23 protein-coding genes are annotated in these 17,757 nt (G+C 65.3%); 9 read left to right on the forward strand and 14 right to left on the reverse strand.

Going from position 1 to position 17,757, the window contains the following annotated elements; all coding sequences use genetic code 11:
• Positions 1 to 65: 65 nt before the first annotated feature.
• The 3 genes from ACSYAO_RS10435 (at position 66) to ACSYAO_RS10445 (ending at position 1,962) form a co-directional block, all read left to right on the forward strand.
• A complete protein-coding gene (locus tag ACSYAO_RS10435) occupies positions 66 to 545 on the forward strand; it encodes a carboxymuconolactone decarboxylase family protein (RefSeq protein WP_049463383.1) in 480 nt (159 codons plus the stop codon).
• 55 nt (positions 546 to 600) lie between these two features.
• Positions 601 to 1,005 carry a cupin domain-containing protein gene (locus ACSYAO_RS10440; RefSeq protein WP_049463384.1) on the forward strand — a complete coding sequence of 135 codons (405 nt, stop codon included), beginning with the start codon at positions 601 to 603 and terminating at the stop codon, positions 1,003 to 1,005.
• 75 nt (positions 1,006 to 1,080) lie between these two features.
• Positions 1,081 to 1,962, forward strand: coding sequence for an RNA polymerase sigma-70 factor (locus tag ACSYAO_RS10445; RefSeq protein ID WP_049422314.1), 882 nt, complete (start codon positions 1,081 to 1,083; stop codon positions 1,960 to 1,962).
• 114 nt (positions 1,963 to 2,076) lie between these two features.
• Here the strand turns inward: ACSYAO_RS10445 and ACSYAO_RS10450 are convergent, their stop codons facing one another.
• The 3 genes from ACSYAO_RS10450 to ACSYAO_RS10460 form a co-directional block, all read right to left on the reverse strand.
• The gene (locus tag ACSYAO_RS10450) at positions 2,077 to 2,997 is read right to left on the reverse strand and encodes an MBL fold metallo-hydrolase (RefSeq protein ID WP_049463386.1); all 921 of its coding nucleotides are present in this window, start codon (positions 2,995 to 2,997) and stop codon (positions 2,077 to 2,079) included.
• A gap of 270 nt (positions 2,998 to 3,267) precedes the next feature.
• Positions 3,268 to 3,744, reverse strand: coding sequence for a nuclear transport factor 2 family protein (locus tag ACSYAO_RS10455; RefSeq protein ID WP_049463387.1), 477 nt, complete (start codon positions 3,742 to 3,744; stop codon positions 3,268 to 3,270).
• 61 nt (positions 3,745 to 3,805) lie between these two features.
• Positions 3,806 to 4,375 carry a TetR/AcrR family transcriptional regulator gene (locus ACSYAO_RS10460; RefSeq protein WP_049463388.1) on the reverse strand — a complete coding sequence of 190 codons (570 nt, stop codon included), beginning with the start codon at positions 4,373 to 4,375 and terminating at the stop codon, positions 3,806 to 3,808.
• A 169-nt stretch (positions 4,376 to 4,544) separates the two neighbouring features.
• Here ACSYAO_RS10460 and ACSYAO_RS10465 point away from each other — a divergent pair, with 169 nt between their 5' ends.
• Positions 4,545 to 5,498 carry an alpha/beta fold hydrolase gene (locus tag ACSYAO_RS10465; RefSeq protein ID WP_049463389.1) on the forward strand — a complete coding sequence of 318 codons (954 nt, stop codon included), beginning with the start codon at positions 4,545 to 4,547 and terminating at the stop codon, positions 5,496 to 5,498.
• A 106-nt stretch (positions 5,499 to 5,604) separates the two neighbouring features.
• Here the strand turns inward: ACSYAO_RS10465 and ACSYAO_RS10470 are convergent, their stop codons facing one another.
• The gene (locus ACSYAO_RS10470) at positions 5,605 to 8,253 is read right to left on the reverse strand and encodes an excinuclease ABC subunit UvrA (protein WP_197655505.1); all 2,649 of its coding nucleotides are present in this window, start codon (positions 8,251 to 8,253) and stop codon (positions 5,605 to 5,607) included.
• A 179-nt stretch (positions 8,254 to 8,432) separates the two neighbouring features.
• On the opposite strand from ACSYAO_RS10470, the gene ACSYAO_RS10475 reads away from it, so the two are divergent.
• From ACSYAO_RS10475 to ACSYAO_RS10490, 4 genes are all read left to right on the forward strand, one after another.
• Positions 8,433 to 8,711, forward strand: coding sequence for a hypothetical protein (locus ACSYAO_RS10475; protein ID WP_049463391.1), 279 nt, complete (start codon positions 8,433 to 8,435; stop codon positions 8,709 to 8,711).
• A 125-nt stretch (positions 8,712 to 8,836) separates the two neighbouring features.
• The gene (locus tag ACSYAO_RS10480) at positions 8,837 to 9,091 is read left to right on the forward strand and encodes a hypothetical protein (RefSeq protein WP_049463392.1); all 255 of its coding nucleotides are present in this window, start codon (positions 8,837 to 8,839) and stop codon (positions 9,089 to 9,091) included.
• Positions 9,088 to 9,510 carry a low affinity iron permease family protein gene (locus ACSYAO_RS10485; RefSeq protein WP_049463393.1) on the forward strand — a complete coding sequence of 141 codons (423 nt, stop codon included), beginning with the start codon at positions 9,088 to 9,090 and terminating at the stop codon, positions 9,508 to 9,510. The genes ACSYAO_RS10480 and ACSYAO_RS10485 overlap by 4 nt, the downstream gene beginning before the upstream one ends.
• Before the next feature lie 312 nt (positions 9,511 to 9,822).
• Complete coding sequence (locus ACSYAO_RS10490; protein WP_049463394.1) at positions 9,823 to 10,320, forward strand: YciE/YciF ferroxidase family protein; 498 nt, start codon at positions 9,823 to 9,825, stop codon at positions 10,318 to 10,320.
• A gap of 39 nt (positions 10,321 to 10,359) precedes the next feature.
• On the opposite strand, the gene ACSYAO_RS10495 is transcribed toward ACSYAO_RS10490, so the two are convergent.
• The 4 genes from ACSYAO_RS10495 to ACSYAO_RS10510 all read right to left on the reverse strand — a co-directional run bounded on the left by ACSYAO_RS10495 (position 10,360) and on the right by ACSYAO_RS10510 (position 12,888).
• Positions 10,360 to 11,094, reverse strand: coding sequence for a DNA-formamidopyrimidine glycosylase family protein (locus ACSYAO_RS10495; RefSeq protein ID WP_049463395.1), 735 nt, complete (start codon positions 11,092 to 11,094; stop codon positions 10,360 to 10,362).
• Positions 11,087 to 11,848: a DUF72 domain-containing protein gene (locus ACSYAO_RS10500; protein ID WP_049463396.1), complete on the reverse strand. Its 762-nt coding sequence runs from the start codon at positions 11,846 to 11,848 to the stop codon at positions 11,087 to 11,089. The genes ACSYAO_RS10495 and ACSYAO_RS10500 overlap by 8 nt, the downstream gene beginning before the upstream one ends.
• Entirely contained in the window at positions 11,845 to 12,312 is a 468-nt protein-coding gene (locus tag ACSYAO_RS10505; protein WP_049463398.1) for a BLUF domain-containing protein, read from the reverse strand. The genes ACSYAO_RS10500 and ACSYAO_RS10505 overlap by 4 nt, the downstream gene beginning before the upstream one ends.
• Positions 12,313 to 12,549: 237 nt before the next feature.
• On the reverse strand, positions 12,550 to 12,888 hold the full coding sequence (locus tag ACSYAO_RS10510; protein ID WP_053091051.1) for a hypothetical protein: 339 nt from the start codon (positions 12,886 to 12,888) through the stop codon (positions 12,550 to 12,552).
• Between the two features lie 204 nt (positions 12,889 to 13,092).
• Between ACSYAO_RS10510 and ACSYAO_RS10515 the strand changes: the two genes are divergently transcribed.
• Positions 13,093 to 13,485, forward strand: a complete 393-nt coding sequence (locus tag ACSYAO_RS10515; RefSeq protein ID WP_049463399.1) for a response regulator — start codon at positions 13,093 to 13,095, stop codon at positions 13,483 to 13,485.
• A gap of 112 nt (positions 13,486 to 13,597) precedes the next feature.
• Here the strand turns inward: ACSYAO_RS10515 and ACSYAO_RS10520 are convergent, their stop codons facing one another.
• The 6 genes from ACSYAO_RS10520 to ACSYAO_RS10545 form a co-directional block, all read right to left on the reverse strand.
• A complete protein-coding gene (locus ACSYAO_RS10520) occupies positions 13,598 to 14,026 on the reverse strand; it encodes a BLUF domain-containing protein (RefSeq protein WP_049463400.1) in 429 nt (142 codons plus the stop codon).
• Between the two features lie 157 nt (positions 14,027 to 14,183).
• Entirely contained in the window at positions 14,184 to 14,876 is a 693-nt protein-coding gene (locus ACSYAO_RS10525; protein WP_049463401.1) for a glycosyltransferase, read from the reverse strand.
• Entirely contained in the window at positions 14,873 to 15,460 is a 588-nt protein-coding gene (locus ACSYAO_RS10530; protein ID WP_049463402.1) for a class I SAM-dependent DNA methyltransferase, read from the reverse strand. The genes ACSYAO_RS10525 and ACSYAO_RS10530 overlap by 4 nt, the downstream gene beginning before the upstream one ends.
• Positions 15,457 to 16,215: a PIG-L deacetylase family protein gene (locus ACSYAO_RS10535; RefSeq protein WP_049463403.1), complete on the reverse strand. Its 759-nt coding sequence runs from the start codon at positions 16,213 to 16,215 to the stop codon at positions 15,457 to 15,459. Before ACSYAO_RS10535 ends, ACSYAO_RS10530 begins: the two co-directional genes overlap by 4 nt.
• Positions 16,203 to 17,144 (reverse strand): acyl-CoA dehydrogenase, encoded by a 942-nt coding sequence (locus tag ACSYAO_RS10540; RefSeq protein ID WP_149908503.1) that lies wholly within the window; start codon positions 17,142 to 17,144, stop codon positions 16,203 to 16,205. The genes ACSYAO_RS10535 and ACSYAO_RS10540 overlap by 13 nt, the downstream gene beginning before the upstream one ends.
• 102 nt (positions 17,145 to 17,246) lie before the next feature.
• Positions 17,247 to 17,753: a hypothetical protein gene (locus tag ACSYAO_RS10545; protein ID WP_049463406.1), complete on the reverse strand. Its 507-nt coding sequence runs from the start codon at positions 17,751 to 17,753 to the stop codon at positions 17,247 to 17,249.
• Positions 17,754 to 17,757: the final 4 nt, after the last annotated feature.

A 17,757-nucleotide genomic window follows, 5' to 3' on the forward strand; every position in this document is an offset into this window, starting at 1 on the left:
GGCTACCGGCAGCGCGGGCGCAGGCCTAGCCTCGCTGTGTCCTTCACTCGCTACAGGAACACGCCATGACCGCACGTCTGGATTACGCCGCGCAATCGCCGGAACTGTTCAAGAAGCTCGGCCTGTACTCGCATGCCGCCCATACCGCCTCGATCGAAGCGGCCATCATCGATCTGGTCAACATCCGTGCATCGCAGCTCAACGGCTGCGGCTTCTGCCTGGACATGCACGTGAAGGAGGCCACCCTGCGCGGCGAGCGCCCGCTGCGCCTGCATCACCTGGCGGCATGGCGTGAATCGACGCTGTTCAGCCCGCGCGAGCGCGCCTGCCTGGCCTGGACCGAGGCGCTGACTCAACTGCCGGCGCAGGGTGTGCCCGACGAGCTGTACGCGCGTGTGCGCGGCCAGCTGTCCGAGCAGGAGATCGTCGACCTGACCCACGCGGTGATGGCGATCAACGCCTGGAACCGCGCCAACGTCGCCTTCCGTACCACGCCCGGCACCCTGGACGCGGCCTTTGGCCTGGACAAGGCCGGCCTGGCCTGATCGTTCCGCCGCTGCCCCATGCAGCGGCCCTCCCCTACCGCACTGGAGACCTGCCATGCGTCGTTCTGTTCTGGCCCTGCTTGCGCTGCTGCCACTGTGCAGCGCTGCCGCCACCCCGCCCCCTGCTGCGCCCGAGCCCCTGGTGCACGAGGTGATGACCCGCGCCCTGCCGGAGCAGCCCGGCAAGGAAGCGCTGATCCTTACCGTGGAATACCCGCCGGGTGGCGCCGATCCGGTGCATCGCCACGATGCCCATGGCTTCGTCTATGTCCTGGAAGGACGGATCGTGATGGGCGTGGCCGGCGGCAAGGAAGTCACCCTCGGCCCGGGCGAGGCCTTCCATGAAGGTCCGGCCGATCTGCACACCGTGGGCCGTAACGCCAGCGCTACCGAGCCGGCGAAGTTCGTGGTGTTCCTGATCAAGGACATCGGCACGCCGGCGGTTCTGCCGCCGCACTGATCGCACGTCCGGCGCTGGCACCAAGGACAGGTCCCCGGGTGTCACAATCCGGGGACCTGTCCCGTCTACGCTGGCATGGACGATTCCACTGCGCTGTTCTCCCGCCTCCGCCCGCGCCTGTTCGGCGTGGCCTACCGCATGCTTGGGTCTTCGCACGAAGCCGAGGACGTGGTGCAGGATGTCTGGCTGCGCTGGCATGGCGCCGACCCGTCACAGATCGAGAATCCCGAAGCCTGGCTGGTGGCCACCACCACCCGTCGCGCCATTGATGGCCTGCGCCTGGCACGGCATACGCGCGAACACTATGTCGGCATGTGGTTGCCCGAGCCGCTGCTGACCGATGACACCAGCACGCCTGAATATGTGCTGGAAACCGCCAGCGATCTGTCGGTCGCCTTCCTCAGCGTGCTGGAGCGGTTGGCGCCGGATGCGCGTGCGGCCTTCCTGCTGCACGACGTGTTCGATCAGGACTACGCGGTGGTCGCGCGCACCCTGGACAAGACAGAAGCCGCCTGCCGGCAGATCGTGCATCGCGCACGCCTGCAGCTCAGGCAGGAGCGCCCGCGCTACAACGTCCCGCAGGAGGTGCACCAGAAACTGCTGCGCCGTTTCGCCGAGGCTGTATCCAGCGGCGATTTCCGCACGATGAAGGCGCTGATGGCCGAGTCGGCCGAGCTGGTGGGTGACGGCGGCGGCATCGTCACCAGCTTCCCCAAGCCGATGGTTGGGGGCGCACGCATTGCCCAGCTGCTGTATGCCCCGCACCTGCGGCGCAGCGCGCAATTGCGGATGGTGCCGGCCATGCTCAACGGACGGCTGGGACTGCTGCGCTATTTCGATGGTGAGCTGGAAGCGGCGATGGCTTTCGAGACCGATGGCGAACGGATCACGCAGATCCTGGTTCAGCGCAACCCGCACAAGCTGCAGCGGCTGGCACTACCCACCTCCATCCAGTAGATCCGCGCCCCGCGTGGATGGCATCCATTGCGACCTCGTTCTTGCGGGATTCGACCGGGGCGCCGATGCGCCCCGGTCGTGAACGCCTGCCTGCGCAACGGCCGCAGGACCCGATCAGAAGTCCCAGAACACCGGCACCCAGCGGAAGGTCTCGCCCTCCAGCGACACCCGGCCCACTGACGGGAACGGAAGATGCGTGGCCACCAGCATTTCGCCGGTGCCTGCCAGGTCCTTCAGCAGGGCGATGCGGACGCGCGCGGATTCCTCCGGATCGTGCTCGAAGCCGTTGTGCCAGTTCGGCTGGTCGAAGCCGACCGCGAACACCGCGTCACCGGCGAAGGTCAGCGCCTGCCCGGCAGACGCCACGCGCACCACGCAGTGGCCCGGGGTATGCCCTCCGGTGCGGCGGGCCGTCACGCCCGGCGCGATCTGCTGTTCGTCCTGGAAGGTGTGCACATAGCTGCTGTACTCGGCCCAGAAGTGCTTGGCCGTGGCGCGCAGCGCATCGGGGAACCCTTGCGGCATGTTGGTGCGGCTGAAGTCCGGCGACTTCCAGAACTCCACCTCCGCCGCGGCCACGTGGATCTTCAGGTCCGGGCGCAGCTGTTCCTTCACGCCTTCAACCAGCAGCCCGCCGACGTGGTCCATGTGCATGTGGGTGATCACCACATCGGTGATTTCGCCCAGGTTGATACCGGCGGCCCCGAGGCGGCGGATCAACTGGCCGGCGCGCGGCAGCTGCAGGTCCGGGTCCATGCCCAGGCCGGCATCGATGAGGATGGTGCGATCACCGCTGTGCACCACCATCACGTTCAATGCCCAGTCGAAGGCATCCTGCGGCAGGTACATCTCTTCGAACCATTCGGCACGGTCGGCGGCCGGAACGTTGTGGCCGAGCATCTGGGTGGGCAACGGCAGGACGCCATCGCTGATCACCAGCACTTCGACGTCGCCCACCTTGAGGGCGTAGCGCGAGGGCACCAGTTCATCGAGGGCGGGGGCAATGGGCGCGGCGGTGTTTTCCAGACTGAACATGAGGGATCTCCACGAAGGGGCATTGGGCGGGCAGCGATGCAAGGCTGGCGCGAACGATTCCGGGCGCTTTCCCACGGCGCAGGGCGTGGCGTTGCCAGGGCACGGATGCCTCAGGCCAGCGCTGCAGGGTTCATGGGAAGACGGGCCACTGCGCAAGCGGTGGGCCCGGAACACGGCTTGTGCCGTGTGCGATCAGCCTAGGCAGCACACCGTTGCTGCGGTAGGCCCGTGGAGGGGGACGTGATGTTGCATTCCGGGAAGCAATGCGAATCACATACCCAGATCAGACAGCCCCGGATGATCATCGGGGCGGCGCCCCAGCGGCCAGTGGAACCTGCGGTCACTTTCCTTGATCGGCATGTCGTTGATGCACGAAAAGCGGCGCTGCATCAATCCATCGGCGCCGAATTCCCAGTTCTCGTTTCCATAGGAACGGAACCAGTTGCCGGAGTCGTCATGCCACTCATAGGCGTAGCGCACGGCAATACGGTTGTCGGTGAAGGCCCACAGTTCCTTGATCAAACGGTAGTCCAGTTCCTTCTTCCATTTGCGGGCCAGGAACTGCCGCGCTTCCTCGCGGCCGTGGGTGAACTCGGCACGGTTGCGCCACTCGGTGTCCAGCGCATAGGCCAGCGAAACCTTGTCGGCATCGCGGGAGTTCCAGCCATCTTCGGCAAGGCGAACCTTCTCGATGGCCGATTCACGGGTGAACGGGGGGAGTGGCGGACGGGGTGCTTCAGTGGACACGGTGGGGCCTCCAATCAAATGGATGAACGGGGTGCTTCGACGGATTTTGATGACTCAGGCGTCAGCGCCTGGCCTGCTCCAACAGCACTTCTGCAACATCCCTTGCAGTGTCTGCGGCGTTGTAGTCACCCATCACGCGCGAGACGGTGATGGCGCCTTCCATGAGAACCAGCAGCTGCCGCGCCAGTGCGTCCGGCTGCTGGATATCCAGTTGCGTGGTGAGTTCCAGCGTGTAATCCAGCAGCTTCTGCTTGTGATGTCTGGCGATGTGGCGAATCGGATCATCGGGGTCGCCGACCTCGCCTGCGGTGTTGATGAAGGCGCAGCCGCGATAGCCCTCGGACTGGAACCAGCCCTTGAGCACGGTGAACATGCCGAGGATGCACGCTTCCGGGGTGTCGGCCTTGTTGCACTCCTGCTGGAACCAGGTGAGCCAGCGCACGTCGCGCGCGTTCAATGCCGCAGCGGCCACCTGGTCCTTGTTTTCAAAGTGCCGGTAGATGCTCTTCCGGGCAACGCCGGAGGTCTTCACCAGCAGGTCCATGCCGGTGGCGTGGATCCCGTTCTGGTAGATCAGCGCCTCGGCCGTGGCCAGGATCTTCTGCTGGGTATCGGAGGTAGTTGTGTTCACGGCGCCAAGGTAGAACGATCATTCTACCCTGTCAACAGGCGGCACGACGGCCTTTCGCGTGGGCACGCTTGCTCAGGACGATCTATCAAGAAATTCGTACATGTCATCATCCAGGCGCCCGATTTCGGCCGCAAAGTACGTCTCACCACCCACCCATGAGACGCCCCGCATGAACACCTTTGCCCGTTCCCTGGCCGTTGCCGCCCTCGCCCTCTCGGTCCAGGCCGGCCTGTCCGCGCAGGCCGCCGAACCGGCCAAGCCGGCGGCAGTCACCAGCATCGCGCGCACCGCCAGCTACATCACCACCGCCGATGGCGTGCAGCTCTACTACAAGGACTGGGGCCCGAAGGACGGCCCGGTCGTTACCTTCAGCCACGGCTGGCCGCTGAACTCGGATAGCTGGGAATCGCAGATGATCTTCCTGGCCAACCACGGCTACCGCGTCATCGCGCATGACCGTCGTGGCCACGGCCGTTCCAGCCAGCCTTGGGATGGCAACGACATGGATCACTACGCCGATGACCTGGCCACGGTGATCAACACGCTCGACCTGCATGATGTCACCCTGGTGGGCTTCTCCACTGGCGGCGGCGAAGTGGCGCGCTACATCGGCCGCCATGGCACCGGCCGGGTGAAGAAGGCGGTGCTGATCAGCTCGGTGCCGCCGCTCATGCTGAAGACCGCCGACAACCCCAATGGCCTGCCGATCGAAGTGTTCGATGGCATCCGCAAGGCGCAGATGGACAACCGCGCACAGCTGTACAAGGACATCCCGTCGGGCCCGTTCTACGGTTTCAACCGCCCGGGCGCAAAGGTGTCGCAGGGCCTGATCGATGCCTGGTGGGCGCAGGGCATGCAGGGTGGCCACAAGAACACCTACGATTCCATCGCCGCGTTCTCGGCCACCGATTTCCGCGCCGACCTGAAGAAGTTCGATGTGCCCACCCTTGTCATCCACGGCGACGACGATCAGATCGTGCCGATCGACATCTCGGGCCGCCAGTCGGCGAAGCTGATCAAGGGCGCCAGGCTGATTGTTTACCCGGGTGCGCCGCATGGCCTGACCGACACCCACAAGGACAAGGTCAACCAGGATCTGCTGAACTTCCTGCAGGAGAAGTGAGTAACCGGGGCTCCGGCATCGCGCCGGAGCCCGTTTCCTGTTGAAAGGCGCTGCCTCGATGCTGGCCTTCCGGCGCCGGACATCGATAGCCGAGCATGGCTCGGCGCTACAGGGACGCCAGCTCCTTCGCAAGGTACGGCGCCGTCCTGCTGCCTTTGGCGTGCGCCACCTGTTGTGGCGTCCCTTTCGCCACGATGGTGCCCCCTGCCCCGCCAGCTCCGGGGCCTACGTCAATCACCCAGTCCGCCTGTGCGACCGCGCGCATGTCATGCTCGATCATCACCACCGTATTGCCCGCGTCCACCAGCCGCTGCAGCTGCACCAGCAGCCTGTCCGCATCCGAGGCATGCAGGCCGGTAGTGGGTTCGTCCAGCACGTACAGCGTGCGCCCGCGTTGGCTGCGCTGCAGTTCGGTGGCCAGCTTGATGCGTTGCGCTTCACCACCGGAAAGCTCGGTGGCCGGTTGGCCGAGCCGCAGGTAGCCCAGCCCGATCTCCTGCAGCAACTGCAGCGGCCGGGCAATGGCCTCTTCCTCGCTGAAGAACGCATGCGCCTGGTCAACCGTCATCTGCAGAACCTCGGCGATGTTGCGGTCATTCCATTGCACGTTCAGCGTGGCGTCGTTGTAACGGGCGCCGTGGCAGGTGGGGCACGGCGCATAGACGCTGGGCATGAACAGCAGTTCGACACTGACGAAGCCCTCGCCTTCGCAGGTATCGCACCGGCCCTTGGCCACGTTGAACGAGAAGCGACCCGCATCGAAACGACGGCGGCGCGCGGCGGGTGTCGCGGCGAACAGCTTGCGTACGTGATCGAACAACCCGGTATAGGTGGCCAGGTTGGAGCGTGGCGTGCGGCCGATGGGCTTCTGGTCGACCTGCACCACCCGCTGGATGGCGCCTACATCGCCTGCCAATGTGCCCCGCGTCGTTTCAATCACGGTCGGGCCGTCGGTGGGCGCGCTATCGGCGCTGTCGTCCGCGGGCTCATGCCCGAGGTGCAGCAGCAACAGCTCGGGCAGCGCCTGCGCCATCAGGCTGGACTTGCCGGAGCCGGAAATACCGGTCACCGCCGTCAGCAGCCCCAGCGGCACCTGCGCGTCCACGCCCCGCAGGTTGTGGCGGTGGATGCCCTTCAATTCCAGCCAGCGGTTGGCGCTGCGCTGTTGGCTGGCAGGCGCCGGCACCTGATCGAACAGATGCAGGGCCGTGCGCGACTCCTGGACGTGGCGCAGGCCATCGGGCTCGCCACTGTAGAGCACGCGCCCGCCGTGTTCCCCCGCCTGTGGGCCCACATCCACCAGCCACTGTGCGCGGCGCATCAACTCCAGGTCATGTTCAACCACGAATACCGAGTTTCCGCCGTCGCGCAGCCGCTCAAGCGCGTCGTACAGCGCCTGGCTGTCGGCAGGATGCAGGCCGGCCGAGGGTTCATCGAGCACATACAGCACGCCAAACAGCAACGAGCTGAGCTGGGTGGCCAGCCGCAGGCGCTGCAGTTCGCCGGCCGACAGGGTTGGCGTGGCGCGGTCCAGCGAGAGGTACCCCAGGCCCAGGTCACGCAATTGCCGTACACGGGCCATGACCCCGCCTGCCAGTCGTTGTGCTGCCAAGCGCTTCTCTTCGGACAGGGCGGAGGTCAGCCGCACGTCGGGGGCACCCTCGTGAGTCGCCTGGCCACTCGTGGCCCTCCGGGCGCGATCGCGGGGTGTCGCGCTCCTGCTGGTGCGAGCGCCCTTGCTGTGCGCGCCGAAATCACCTTGTGCGATGGGCTCCAGCAGCGCCGCCAGCTGGTCCAGCGGCAGCCGCATGAACTCACCGATATCCACGCCGGCGAAGGTGACCGAGAGTGCCCCCGGCTTCAGGCGTTTTCCGTGGCAGGCCGGGCACAGCCGGCCTTCCATGTAGCGCGACACGCGCTTGCGCATCAGCGCGCTCTGGGTATTGGCAAAGGTGTGCAGCACGTAGCGGCGCGCGCCGGTATAGGTGCCCATGTAGCTGGGCTCCTGCTTGCGCTTCAGTGCGGCGCGGGTCTCGGCGGGCGTGAACCCGGCATAGACCGGCACGCTGGGGGCCTGCTCGGTGAACAGGATCCAGTCCCGGTCCTTCTTCGGCAGCTTCTTCCACGGTATGTCGATGTCGTAGCCGAGCGTGACCAGGATGTCGCGCAGGTTCTGGCCATGCCATGCCGGCGGCCAGGAAGCGATGGCGCGCTCACGGATGCTCAGCGACGGGTCCGGAACCATAAGCGCTTCGGTTACTTCGTAGACATGCCCCAGGCCATGGCAGGTGCTGCAGGCGCCCTGTGGCGTATTGGGCGAAAAGTCCTCGGCGTACAGCATGGGCTGGTTGGCCGGGTACGCACCGGCACGCGAGTACATCATGCGCACCAGGCTGTACAGCGTGGTCACGCTGCCCACCGATGAACGCGCATTGCTGGCGCCGCGCTGCTGCTGCAGGGCCACTGCCGGCGGCAGCCCGTCGATGGCATCCACATCGGGCACGCCCGCCTGGTCGATCAGGCGCCTTGCATAGGGCGCGACGGATTCGAAGTAGCGCCGCTGCGCTTCGGCGAACACGGTACCGAAGGCCAACGATGACTTGCCGGAGCCTGATACGCCGGAGAACACCACCAGTGCGTTACGCGGAATGGAAACGTCGACATTCTTGAGGTTGTGCTCGCGGGCACCACGCACCTCGACGCAACCGCTGGCGGCGGCAGCGCATGACGATTCACCAAAGGGGGTGTTGGACATTTCAGCGTTCCTGCATTCGGCGGGCGGGCCGCGCAATGGGCGCGCCCGGTAGGCCATTCTCGCTGCTGCGGAGTGAATGGTGTGAGGGCGCAGGAGGTGGAATGCCACCTTCACCCCCCTTGCTACGCCGTTGCGCGGCCAAGGGCTAGCGTGAGTCATCTGCACGATAGGAGGCGATCATGCATCCCGATGTACTTGGCTGGATCGCCACGGCGGTCCTGATGGCGACGTTGATCCGGCAGATGGTGAAGCAGTGGCAGTCGCCAAACCCCGAGGCGGTATCGAAGTGGCTGTTCGTGGGCCAGATGACCGCGTCCGCGCTGTTTACCGTGTACAGCGCGATGCTGGGCAGCACCGTCTTCGTGGTGACCAATGCGATGTTGCTGTTGACGGCCGTGGTGGGCCAGGTGATGGCCTGGCGCCGTCGCGGCCGACCCCGAACACCCCCGCCCTGCTGATTGTTAACGCGCTTTGCCTGAAGGCTTGACGCCACGTTGCTCCGCCCTTGATGGGGCCGCTCACGATGCAGTTCCTATGCTGGGCGCGTCACCTGAGCCGTGGCACCCAACCTGGAGACCGCACCATGCAACGTGATCAGAAAGACCTTCCCCACCCGGACCCGGAAGCGCAGAATCCCGATCCTGTCAGTCCACTGCAGGCGAAGCTGCACAACCGCCGCAACCATGACGAAGCGCTGCAGGAAACCTTCCCCGCCAGTGACCCGATCTCTCCCTTTGTTGCTGCACCAACCCCCGAAGAGCAGGCCAAGCGCCTTGGGGAGCGGGTCACGCTGCCAGACCGCCGCACGGATAAGGAGGCCGCGGGAGGTGACGCGTGATCGGGCGCGGTTTTGCCCGTGTGGCGGCCGCAACGGCACGATTGTCCGGCAGCCTGGGCGCATTCGTCGCCGCGCTGGGGGTGATCATCACTTGGGCCGCCAGTGGGCCGGCCTTCCACTTCAATGATACGTGGCAGCTGGTGGTGAATACGGGGACGACCATCGTGACCTTCCTGATGGTGTTCCTGATCCAGCATACGCAGAACGCCGATACGGCCGCGCTGCACATCAAGCTGGATGAACTGATCCGGGTCAGCAAGGATGCCAACCAGGAGCTGTTGAACCTGGAATCGATGGAGCCCGCTCACCTTGAAGAGATACGCCAGCGTTACGAGGCACTGGCGAAGACCGCTGCAGACATCAAGTTCAAGAAAGAGCGTTGCATGCCTTGCGATGCGGACGCGGCCGCCGAGGCCTGAAGGGGGCCGCGACGGCGGCAGACCCGCGTGGGGATGTCCTGGTGCAAGGCGCTGCCCGGCAGGGCTTGCAGCGCTGTTCCGACGGAGGCCATCGACCGGGGACGCAAGCAGCCCCAAGCTACGATGCCATCGTGAAGCCATGCCGAAGGCCTGCCGGCAGCGAAATGCAGCCACACACGGTGACGGGCGCCGCTTCGTGAAGACGGCGCGCAGGCATTCTGCTGACGTTCCCATGCAGCCTTCACCTGGCCCCTGCTTTGGCGCAACCGGGCGACGCCTACGCTGAGCGCTCCACTCAACGCGGAGCCCACTATGGCTATCAAGACGGCGGAAGACCTGTTCATCCACGAACTCTCGGACATCTACAGCGCCGAGAAGCAGCTGACCAAGGCCCTCCCGCGCCTGGCCCGTGCGGCCGAGAATCCGGATCTGGCGGCGGCGTTCGAAACGCATCTGGAAGAAACCCAGGGCCAGATCGAGCGCATCGACCAGGTGGTGGAGGTGCTTGGCATCCGCCTGAAGCGCATCAAGTGCGCGGCGATGGAGGGTCTGGTAGAGGAAGGTAAGGAAGTGATCGACAGCATCGACATGGGCCCTGTGCGTGATGCCGCGCTGATTGGTGGCGCGCAGAAGGTCGAGCATTACGAAATTGCGTCCTACGGCACCATCGCCGCGCTGGCCAAACAGCTGGGCTACAAGGATGCCCTCCCCTTGCTGCTGGAGACGCTGGAGGAAGAGAAGGCGACCGATGAAAAGCTCACCCTGCTGGCCAAGGGCGGCGGCAACGCCAAGGCCGCGCAGGCTGCCTGAGCCGCGGGGAATGCAGCCCGGCCGCCATGGAAGGCGGCCTCAGGGTTCGTACAGCACCTGGTCGTTCGGGCAGAAGAAGGTGCGCCGCCGGGTGGTACCCATGTACAGCTTGCTGATCGGGCCACCGCAGACCGGGCAGATCCTGCGCGTATGTACCTGCCAGTGCTTCTTCAACGCGAAGCGGCGCTTCCACTCCAGGAAATCGAAGCTGTAGGCGCGTGCCTGCGTGATCAAGGCGGTGAGCTTGCGCGGCGGCAGGTTGCCCAAGCGAGTGGCCGGGTGCACGCCTATGCGGAACAGCACCTCGTTCTTGATGATGTTGCCGACGCCGGCGAAGACGGTCTGGTCCAGAAGCGCGTCACAGACCAGGACGTCCGGCATTGCCTTCAGCTTGCGCCGAGCCAGCTTCGGATCCCAGGCATCGTTCAACACATCCGCGCGCCAATCATAGACGTCGTCCAATGGCTCGCCAATGAGCTTTACGGAACAGGCATAGAAGTTCAGCTCGCCATTGTCGAACCCCAGGGACACCCGCGCAGGGGTTGGCTTCCGTTCGTCGATGCGCCAGCTGCCGAACATCATCAGATGGATGCGCAGGGTCTGGTGGCTGAACTCCAACAGGAAATGCTTGCCCCAGCTTCGAACGGTTTTCACCCTGCGTCCTTGAAGTGGCGACAGATCGATCCGGCTGTTCCCTGAAACCGCGCGGACGACGTGCCCTTTGAAATGCCTCGCAGCCTCGCACAGCAGGACAATGGATGGGCCCTCAGGCATGCTCGTCCTCCTGCAGCAAGGCCTGCAGGCGCAGGGCGTTGCTTGTGGCGTGGCCCAGCGCGGTATTGTCCAGTACGAACCAGACTGATCGTTGCGTGTCGGCTTCGCGCCGCAGCCGTTGCGCCAACTCCGCCAGGGTCTGTTCACAGTACGCACTGCGATAGATCTGTGGCTGGCCGTGCCAGCGCCAATAGCTCCAGGAGCGGTCCCCGCCAGGAATCGCGGCTGAGGGCGCCCGTGCCGGGTCCGCGGCAACCCGTGCAACACCATGGTCGCTCAGCAGGGCGTCCGCTTCCGTAGTGAACCAACTGGGATGGCGCGGCTCACAGGCCACATCGACCTGGACGCGTTCGCGCAGACCCTGCAGAAAGCTCTCCGCCGTCGCCGGTTCGTATGCCAGGCTGGGTGGCAACTGGAGCAACAGCGGACCCAACCTGTCACCCAGTGCCAGCACCCCATCAAGGAACCGCTGCAGCGGCGGCATTGCATCGCGAAGCCGATGTTCATGGCTGATCGAGCGCGGCATCTTCACTGCGAAACGGAAATGGTCCGGTACGCTCGCAGCCCACCGCGCATAGGTACTGGGCAAGTGCGGACGATAGGACGAGGAGTTGATCTCGACCATGGGCAGGCGGGTGGCATAGCGTTGAAGAACGCTATTGCCCTGCCCAAAGGCTTCCTGCGCCGACCGGGACAGGGACCAGCCGGCACAACCGATGCGTACCGGACCAGACGGCGACGGAGTTGTATTCATCGCGCCACCCAGCCGTCAGGTTCGATAGCGCGGCTGGCAACGCCTTCCAGATTTGATTGCGTCACCCACAACAGGCGATCGAGCGCGCTGGTGCCTGAAGCCAGCGCCGATGCGCTGCGCACGAAGCCTGTCCAGTCGGAGATGGCGATCTTTCCCAGCGCCAGTTCATCCACCCGCACGCAGCACATCCGCCAATGGGGGAATTGCCGCCGCCCCACCCTCCCCCGGTTGAGCTCAACCACGCCGCTGTGGCTGCCGGCTGCCAGGATCCGCTTGTACGCGCCGTTGACCCCAGCCTCGGGGCCTTCGAGGTACTGCAGGAAGCGGCTGCCATCAATTAACAGCGTACCGGTGACATCGGCGGATTCATTGAACAGCACCGCGTCCATCACAAGCTGCTGCAGTCGTTCCGCAGTCAGGCTGTCGGACGCTTCACTTACATAGGCAATTGCGCGAAGAGGCATGACACCACCGGCTGTTGCAGACAGCCCTACCTTAGCGACGCGCATCGTACGCGCGGTGACACCGGTGTGGAGGTTGCGTCGAGCTGTGGCGTGGCCGCTGCGCATCGCGTCTACACGCAACGTGCGCTTCAGATGTGCGCACGCGTGCCAGCACATGGCGGGCTTCAGCCGCGAGGGCGGCCGGCATGGGCTGACAGTGGCAATCAAGGCGGAATGCCGTATCGGCCCAGGTCGCACTCAGGCGGTCATCGAGCTGGAGAGTGCTGCGCCCGGGAAACCCTTGGGCCTGGCCGGGTCGCGGCCCGGTTCCGCCGAAATCAGCGCCTGCATCACGTGATGCTGGACGCGATTCCCACTCTCCTCCATGCCCACGAAATACACAAAACGGCCATCGAACTTGGCCTGCGCCCCCTCCAGGGCGGTGTTGGCCTGAACGGCTCGCTTCAGCGACTTCATCCACACCCGTTCGGGTGTGCGGTCAAGCTCTACAACAACGGCGGTGCCACCGCAGTCCAGGGACATGCTCTCGACACGCAGCACGCGTGGCGAAGCGGGATCGGTTCCAGGTCGATGCATGGCAGAAGCTCCAGTGTCGAAGATGGCGGCAATAATCCATGGCCGCTGCCAAAATGCCGTCAAGGAACGCCGCGCTCTTTCCACGCCACCTCGACAGCATTGGCGACACCTTCCCAGCTTCGCACCGGGCTGACATTCCACACGCGCAGCGTTGATGCAGCACAGCACACACTGCAGTTCCCGAGGCAATACAGGCATGCGCGCATGCAACCCGATATGAGCTGGCGCAGGTGCAACCTGCTGCTGGTGGAAGATCAGTTCGATCTGGCCGCACTGATGGAGCAGGCGCTCGAAGACGGAGGGGGCCAGGTAACCCATGCGTATAGCGTGTTTGATGCGATGGGGCTGTTGGAGAAGCAGACGTTCGATGGCGCCGTGCTGGATGTGGAGCTTCGTGACGGCGTGGTCTTTCCGGTTGCCGATCGCTTGGCCGAGCTTGGCATCCCGTTCCTGTTTGTGTCTGCGGTCTACGACCAACTGGTGCCGCAGCGCCACCGAAGCGCGGCCTTCGTGGCCAAACCGTTCCACATCGCCCAGTTGCAGCAGGCCGTCCAACGCGTGATGGGCGATGCCTGCACGCCCTTGACCACGCACTGATCCTGCGTCGCAGTCAACTCAGTGGTGTGTCAGCAAGGGAAAACCCATTTCACTTGTCCTGCGCCGCCCTGCGAAATTCGGGAGGGTCGGCCTACAGCAACGCATCGACCAGTCAGGCCGCTTTAGCATAGGGTTCGACGATCGAGAGGAGCTTTTCCATCGCGGTAGCTCCCGCCTGGTTCGTCGCCGCCCGCTGGATGAAACTGGTCCAGTCAGCAAGGGCGATCATCCGCAGCTCATCCGCACTGACTGGCAGGCAGCGCATTGGCCAGAACGGCAACCGCCGTTGCCCGACACGCCCGCGAGCAAGCTCCATCAGGTCGGTGTGACTGCCGGCGCCACTGACGCGGGAGAAGGCCACATCCAGCCCGTCGGCGGGGCCCTCCATGTATTGCAGGAAGTGCCGGCCGTCGAATAGAAGCACGCCGGTCACACCCGCTGATCGGTTGAAGCGGGCCGCATCTTCCATCAGTGCTTCCAAGCGCGCGGACGTGAATCCAGCGACGGCTTCGCTGACATACACAATGGCTCTGTTCGGCATGGTGGCGCTCCTGCTCTCCCGGTCGCTCAATCTAAGGCTGGTGTCGTTGAGAGACCGTAAACGCCAAACGTGAATTGGTCACATATCGCCCGGCGAACCGGTGTTTTTAACAGCATTTCCGTTGCATCCCGCCATGGCACGCTGAAGCGGCTGATTTTCAAGCCAACAGGATCGGCTGGCCCGCCGCCGGTGCGGCGCCCAACCCGCCCATCTCCGCCAGATAGGCTGAAAACCCGCCTGTCGCGCGCCCTGCCAGGCGGGCACTGGTCATGACGAGCGGCGCCCCCGCCCACCGCACATCAGCGCCGAGACGCTGCAATGTCCTCACCAGCTGGACGTCCTCCCCGCAGTGCAGTGGCGAAAAGCCGCCTGCCGCACGATAGGCCTGGGCGGAAACACCCAGGTTCGCGCCGTGGATACGCCCATGATCGTCCCCCCATTGCTGCCGCCTCCGGAACGCCTTGCGCAGGCGCTCCTCGGCGCTGCAGTTCGTTGCGATGTCCACCAGCCCGCAGAAGACGTCCCGGCGTCCCTCAAGCTGTGCGACCAGCCACTCAGGAGGTACCTCGCTGTCCGCGTCCGTGCTCGCCAGCCATCTTGCACCCCGGCCCAGCAGCTCGGCGGCGGCGGCGGCTCGGGCGATGCCGACGCAGCGTGCATCCAACCGCAGCGTATCAACCCGTTGCTGGGCGCAGATGGATTCCGTGGCGTCCGAACAATCGTCCAGCGCAACAATCACCTCCACCGCTTCGCCACCCAGCCCGGGATTCAGGGCCGCCCTCCTGATCGACTGCAGGCACCGCTCCATGCTGGCTGCCTCGTTGTGGGCCGGAACCAGCACGCCTATCACCGCAGGCCCTCCAGTCGGGCCAACGACATCGCGCCGCGCGTCCAGCCCTGCAGTACGAAGTCCGCGTCGCGATAGTGGAAGGCCTCCTGCAGGCCTTCACCCAGGCATCGATGCACGACCTCGGTGCGGCTCGCGCGCCCCGGGAACGAGGGCAGCCAATGGCAGGCCACCAGCAGTCCATCATCACGAAGCGCTTCCCCGATACCGGTGCGCAGCTCGCGCAGCGCGCCGGCTCCCAGGTAGTAGCCCATTTCGCCGCAGACGATCAGATCGAAGCGGCCCGGCGGCCATTGCTCGGGATGGCTGGCGCAGTGGACCTGCACGTGCGGCAGGTGGGCCAGGTTGCGGCGCGCCTGGAACGCAGCACGCGGGCTGATGTCGGTTGCCAGAAGTCGCTCGCAACGGGCGGCCAGGGCCTCGGTCAGTACGCCATTGGAACAACCCAGCTCCCACCCGCGAGTGAAATGACGCTGGCTCAGGCTTGCCAGCAGCAGTGCACGCTTGCGTTCTTCATACCATCGGCTTCGGTAGCCGAACGGGTCCTCCTGCTCATGCAGGTCATCGAAGTACGGTTGCGCGCTCATGCCAGGAAAACCTCGTAGTTTCGGAAGAATCGGGTCAGTACATGCGCGGGCAGCACCGGAGGGCTGTTCAAGCCCGGCACGTCGCCCGTCTGCGTCCGGAAATGCGCGATCGCGTTTCGTTTCGCGGCCGCTACTGCTGAAATGTCGACCAGTCTGGGCACCTCCCACGCCATATGTGCACAGGCCGGATCCAGCCAGTGCCATCCCCAGACCGGGTACTCCAGACGGCGGCACCCCACCGCCCGGGCGGCGTGGCAGGCAGCACGCCCTGCCGCTTCATGGTCGGGGTGGCCATCAAACCGCCATGGCGCCAGGATCAGGTCACGCGGCTGCAGATGCTGTTGCAGCCAGCCTTCCAGGCCCTGTTCGTGCGTGCTGACCGCGCCGTCGGCGATACCCAGGTGAAATATGGAACCGGCCGGGATGCCGAGTTCGCCAAGGGCCGCGGCAAGCTCCGCCCGCCGTGCCGACCGCAAGCGCCCTGGCGTCCACCACGGCTCGCCCGGATAGCATGCTTCGCCGTCGGTCACGGCAACGACGCTCACCTCCATGCCCTGCCCCACTGCGTGATGGAGCAGTCCGCCACAGCCGAGGATCTCGTCGTCCGGGTGCGGCGCGACCACCACCAGGCGGTCATGCCCGGTGCACAGCGCGCTTGCCGGCGTAATCGGCTGCTGCCAGAGCCAATTGCAGCGCAGCCACGCCTGTTCCTGCGTTCCTTCGCCTTGCAGCGGTGCTTTGGCTACAGCGCCCATGTCGCCTCCTGGGCCGCCCGCTGCCCACCCAGCCATTCCCAATCGCGGTCGGCGTGGTTCTGGCGAAGGAACACGGTCAGTTCAGCGCAGCGGTGGGCATGGGCATCTTCCAGGCACATGGGGGCCGGGCCCAGGGCCCGACCCGCCAGATCCAGCACGCGCGTAGCCGCACGCTCGACCACGCAACGTATCCGCACCACGTCCTCGCGATGCGCCGATTCGGGCTCGGCATCGATGCGTGCCGCCAGTTCGCGAAGCAGCGCCGCTGCCGGCGCCAGCGCGAGGTCCACTTCACCCAGTAGACGTGCACGATTTCCCTCGGTGCAGGCTGATCGCATGCGTTCGGCCAACGCGACCGCTGCGCCAAACCATACCGCCGCCATACCCGCGCCTCCATGCCAGAAGCCCGGTCGTTGCAGATAGTCATCGCGAGCCCCCAATATCACCATTGGCGCGGCATCAAAGCGCACGGTGGTGGACGGAATCCCGGCCATGCCGACGGCGGGCCATGGCTCACCCGACAGCGTACCCCAGTGCTCCGCTGCGACTTGGCACAGCCACACCCCCTGAGCACTGCGAACCGTGACCAATGCGGCATCCACCCAGGCGCTGCCCGAGCACCAAGGCTTGTCCCCGCGCAGTCTGCCCTCGGCGTCGATGCGAAGTGTGCTCGCCGGGCCTTCTGCCGCCCACACAGCCCACAGTTGGCCTTCAGCAGCCAACGGTGCCTTCAACTCGGCCATGATCGCCTGCGCGTCGTAGTGCGCCTCCAGCACCTTGGCCAGGCAGAGATCTTCGCCCCCCAACGCCGCAAGCGCCCTCCAACGATCCAGTGTCTGCCCGCATCCCGGTAATGGCAGTTCAGGCTGCTGGACGAACACCTGGCGGGCGCGGTTGATCAACGATGATGGCGGCGTCGCATCCTGCATGAGGGCTTCTGCAATGAAGATATGTCATGAACGTAGGCGGCAGGCGGTCATATCACTGTCTTGGAGGTGTGGCGGGCACATGAATGCCCCGCGCAGTGATCCTCACGCACCTGTCCCACGCCGTTGCTGCCTCACGCGCAGGCACTGCTGCAATTCCCACAGCCATGGCAGCACCACCAGTACCAGCGCCGGCAACAGCACGAGCCACCAGGCCTCAAGCGCCGCAGGATCCACGCTCAGCGACCACCGCGGCTGCGCGTGCCAGCCGACCCAGCCCAGCAGAACCCAGGGCGCGGCATCGAGCACGCTGTGCACGTGCTGCTCCGCTGGACTGATACGCCGGCGGCCGTCCGCGCTGACGGTGTCGAAATAGCCGGTGATCGCGTGTGCGATCACCAGAAGCGCCAGGAGCGCGACGAGTGACCGGGTATTCTCCAGCAGGAGCCATGCCAGCACGCCACTACCAATCAGCAGTAGCTGCAGCCCGTGCAATGCGCTTTCCCGCAACGCAGAGGTGTGCGGCAGGTCGGTACGCCGGTGGAAATGGAAGTCGAGCCAACCGGCGGCCAACCAGAGCGCATAGACGCATGCCATGACGATCGCGCTCATGGCG

The sequence above is a fragment of the Stenotrophomonas sp. STK16_22 genome (genome assembly GCF_051984505.1).
GTDB classification, from domain to species: domain Bacteria; phylum Pseudomonadota; class Gammaproteobacteria; order Xanthomonadales; family Xanthomonadaceae; genus Stenotrophomonas; species Stenotrophomonas maltophilia_A.

Excerpts from the sequence above, each read along its gene's own strand:
- ACSYAO_RS10445 (WP_049422314.1), top strand. The coding sequence starts at position 1,081 with ATGGACGATTCCACTGCGCTGTTCTCCCGCCTCCGCCCGCGCCTGTTC.
- ACSYAO_RS10450 (WP_049463386.1), bottom strand. The coding sequence starts at position 2,997 with ATGTTCAGTCTGGAAAACACCGCCGCGCCCATTGCCCCCGCCCTCGAT.
- ACSYAO_RS10465 (WP_049463389.1), top strand. The coding sequence starts at position 4,545 with ATGAACACCTTTGCCCGTTCCCTGGCCGTTGCCGCCCTCGCCCTCTCG.
- ACSYAO_RS10480 (WP_049463392.1), top strand. The coding sequence starts at position 8,837 with ATGCAACGTGATCAGAAAGACCTTCCCCACCCGGACCCGGAAGCGCAG.
- ACSYAO_RS10440 (WP_049463384.1), top strand. The coding sequence starts at position 601 with ATGCGTCGTTCTGTTCTGGCCCTGCTTGCGCTGCTGCCACTGTGCAGC.
- ACSYAO_RS10470 (WP_197655505.1), bottom strand. The coding sequence starts at position 8,253 with ATGTCCAACACCCCCTTTGGTGAATCGTCATGCGCTGCCGCCGCCAGC.
- ACSYAO_RS10515 (WP_049463399.1), top strand. The coding sequence starts at position 13,093 with ATGCAACCCGATATGAGCTGGCGCAGGTGCAACCTGCTGCTGGTGGAA.
- ACSYAO_RS10495 (WP_049463395.1), bottom strand. The coding sequence starts at position 11,094 with ATGCCTGAGGGCCCATCCATTGTCCTGCTGTGCGAGGCTGCGAGGCAT.
- ACSYAO_RS10505 (WP_049463398.1), bottom strand. The coding sequence starts at position 12,312 with ATGCCTCTTCGCGCAATTGCCTATGTAAGTGAAGCGTCCGACAGCCTG.
- ACSYAO_RS10530 (WP_049463402.1), bottom strand. The coding sequence starts at position 15,460 with ATGAGCGCGCAACCGTACTTCGATGACCTGCATGAGCAGGAGGACCCG.
- ACSYAO_RS10500 (WP_049463396.1), bottom strand. The coding sequence starts at position 11,848 with ATGAATACAACTCCGTCGCCGTCTGGTCCGGTACGCATCGGTTGTGCC.
- ACSYAO_RS10520 (WP_049463400.1), bottom strand. The coding sequence starts at position 14,026 with ATGCCGAACAGAGCCATTGTGTATGTCAGCGAAGCCGTCGCTGGATTC.
- ACSYAO_RS10435 (WP_049463383.1), top strand. The coding sequence starts at position 66 with ATGACCGCACGTCTGGATTACGCCGCGCAATCGCCGGAACTGTTCAAG.
- ACSYAO_RS10510 (WP_053091051.1), bottom strand. The coding sequence starts at position 12,888 with ATGCATCGACCTGGAACCGATCCCGCTTCGCCACGCGTGCTGCGTGTC.
- ACSYAO_RS10545 (WP_049463406.1), bottom strand. The coding sequence starts at position 17,753 with ATGAGCGCGATCGTCATGGCATGCGTCTATGCGCTCTGGTTGGCCGCC.
- ACSYAO_RS10475 (WP_049463391.1), top strand. The coding sequence starts at position 8,433 with ATGCATCCCGATGTACTTGGCTGGATCGCCACGGCGGTCCTGATGGCG.
- ACSYAO_RS10535 (WP_049463403.1), bottom strand. The coding sequence starts at position 16,215 with ATGGGCGCTGTAGCCAAAGCACCGCTGCAAGGCGAAGGAACGCAGGAA.
- ACSYAO_RS10490 (WP_049463394.1), top strand. The coding sequence starts at position 9,823 with ATGGCTATCAAGACGGCGGAAGACCTGTTCATCCACGAACTCTCGGAC.
- ACSYAO_RS10540 (WP_149908503.1), bottom strand. The coding sequence starts at position 17,144 with ATGCAGGATGCGACGCCGCCATCATCGTTGATCAACCGCGCCCGCCAG.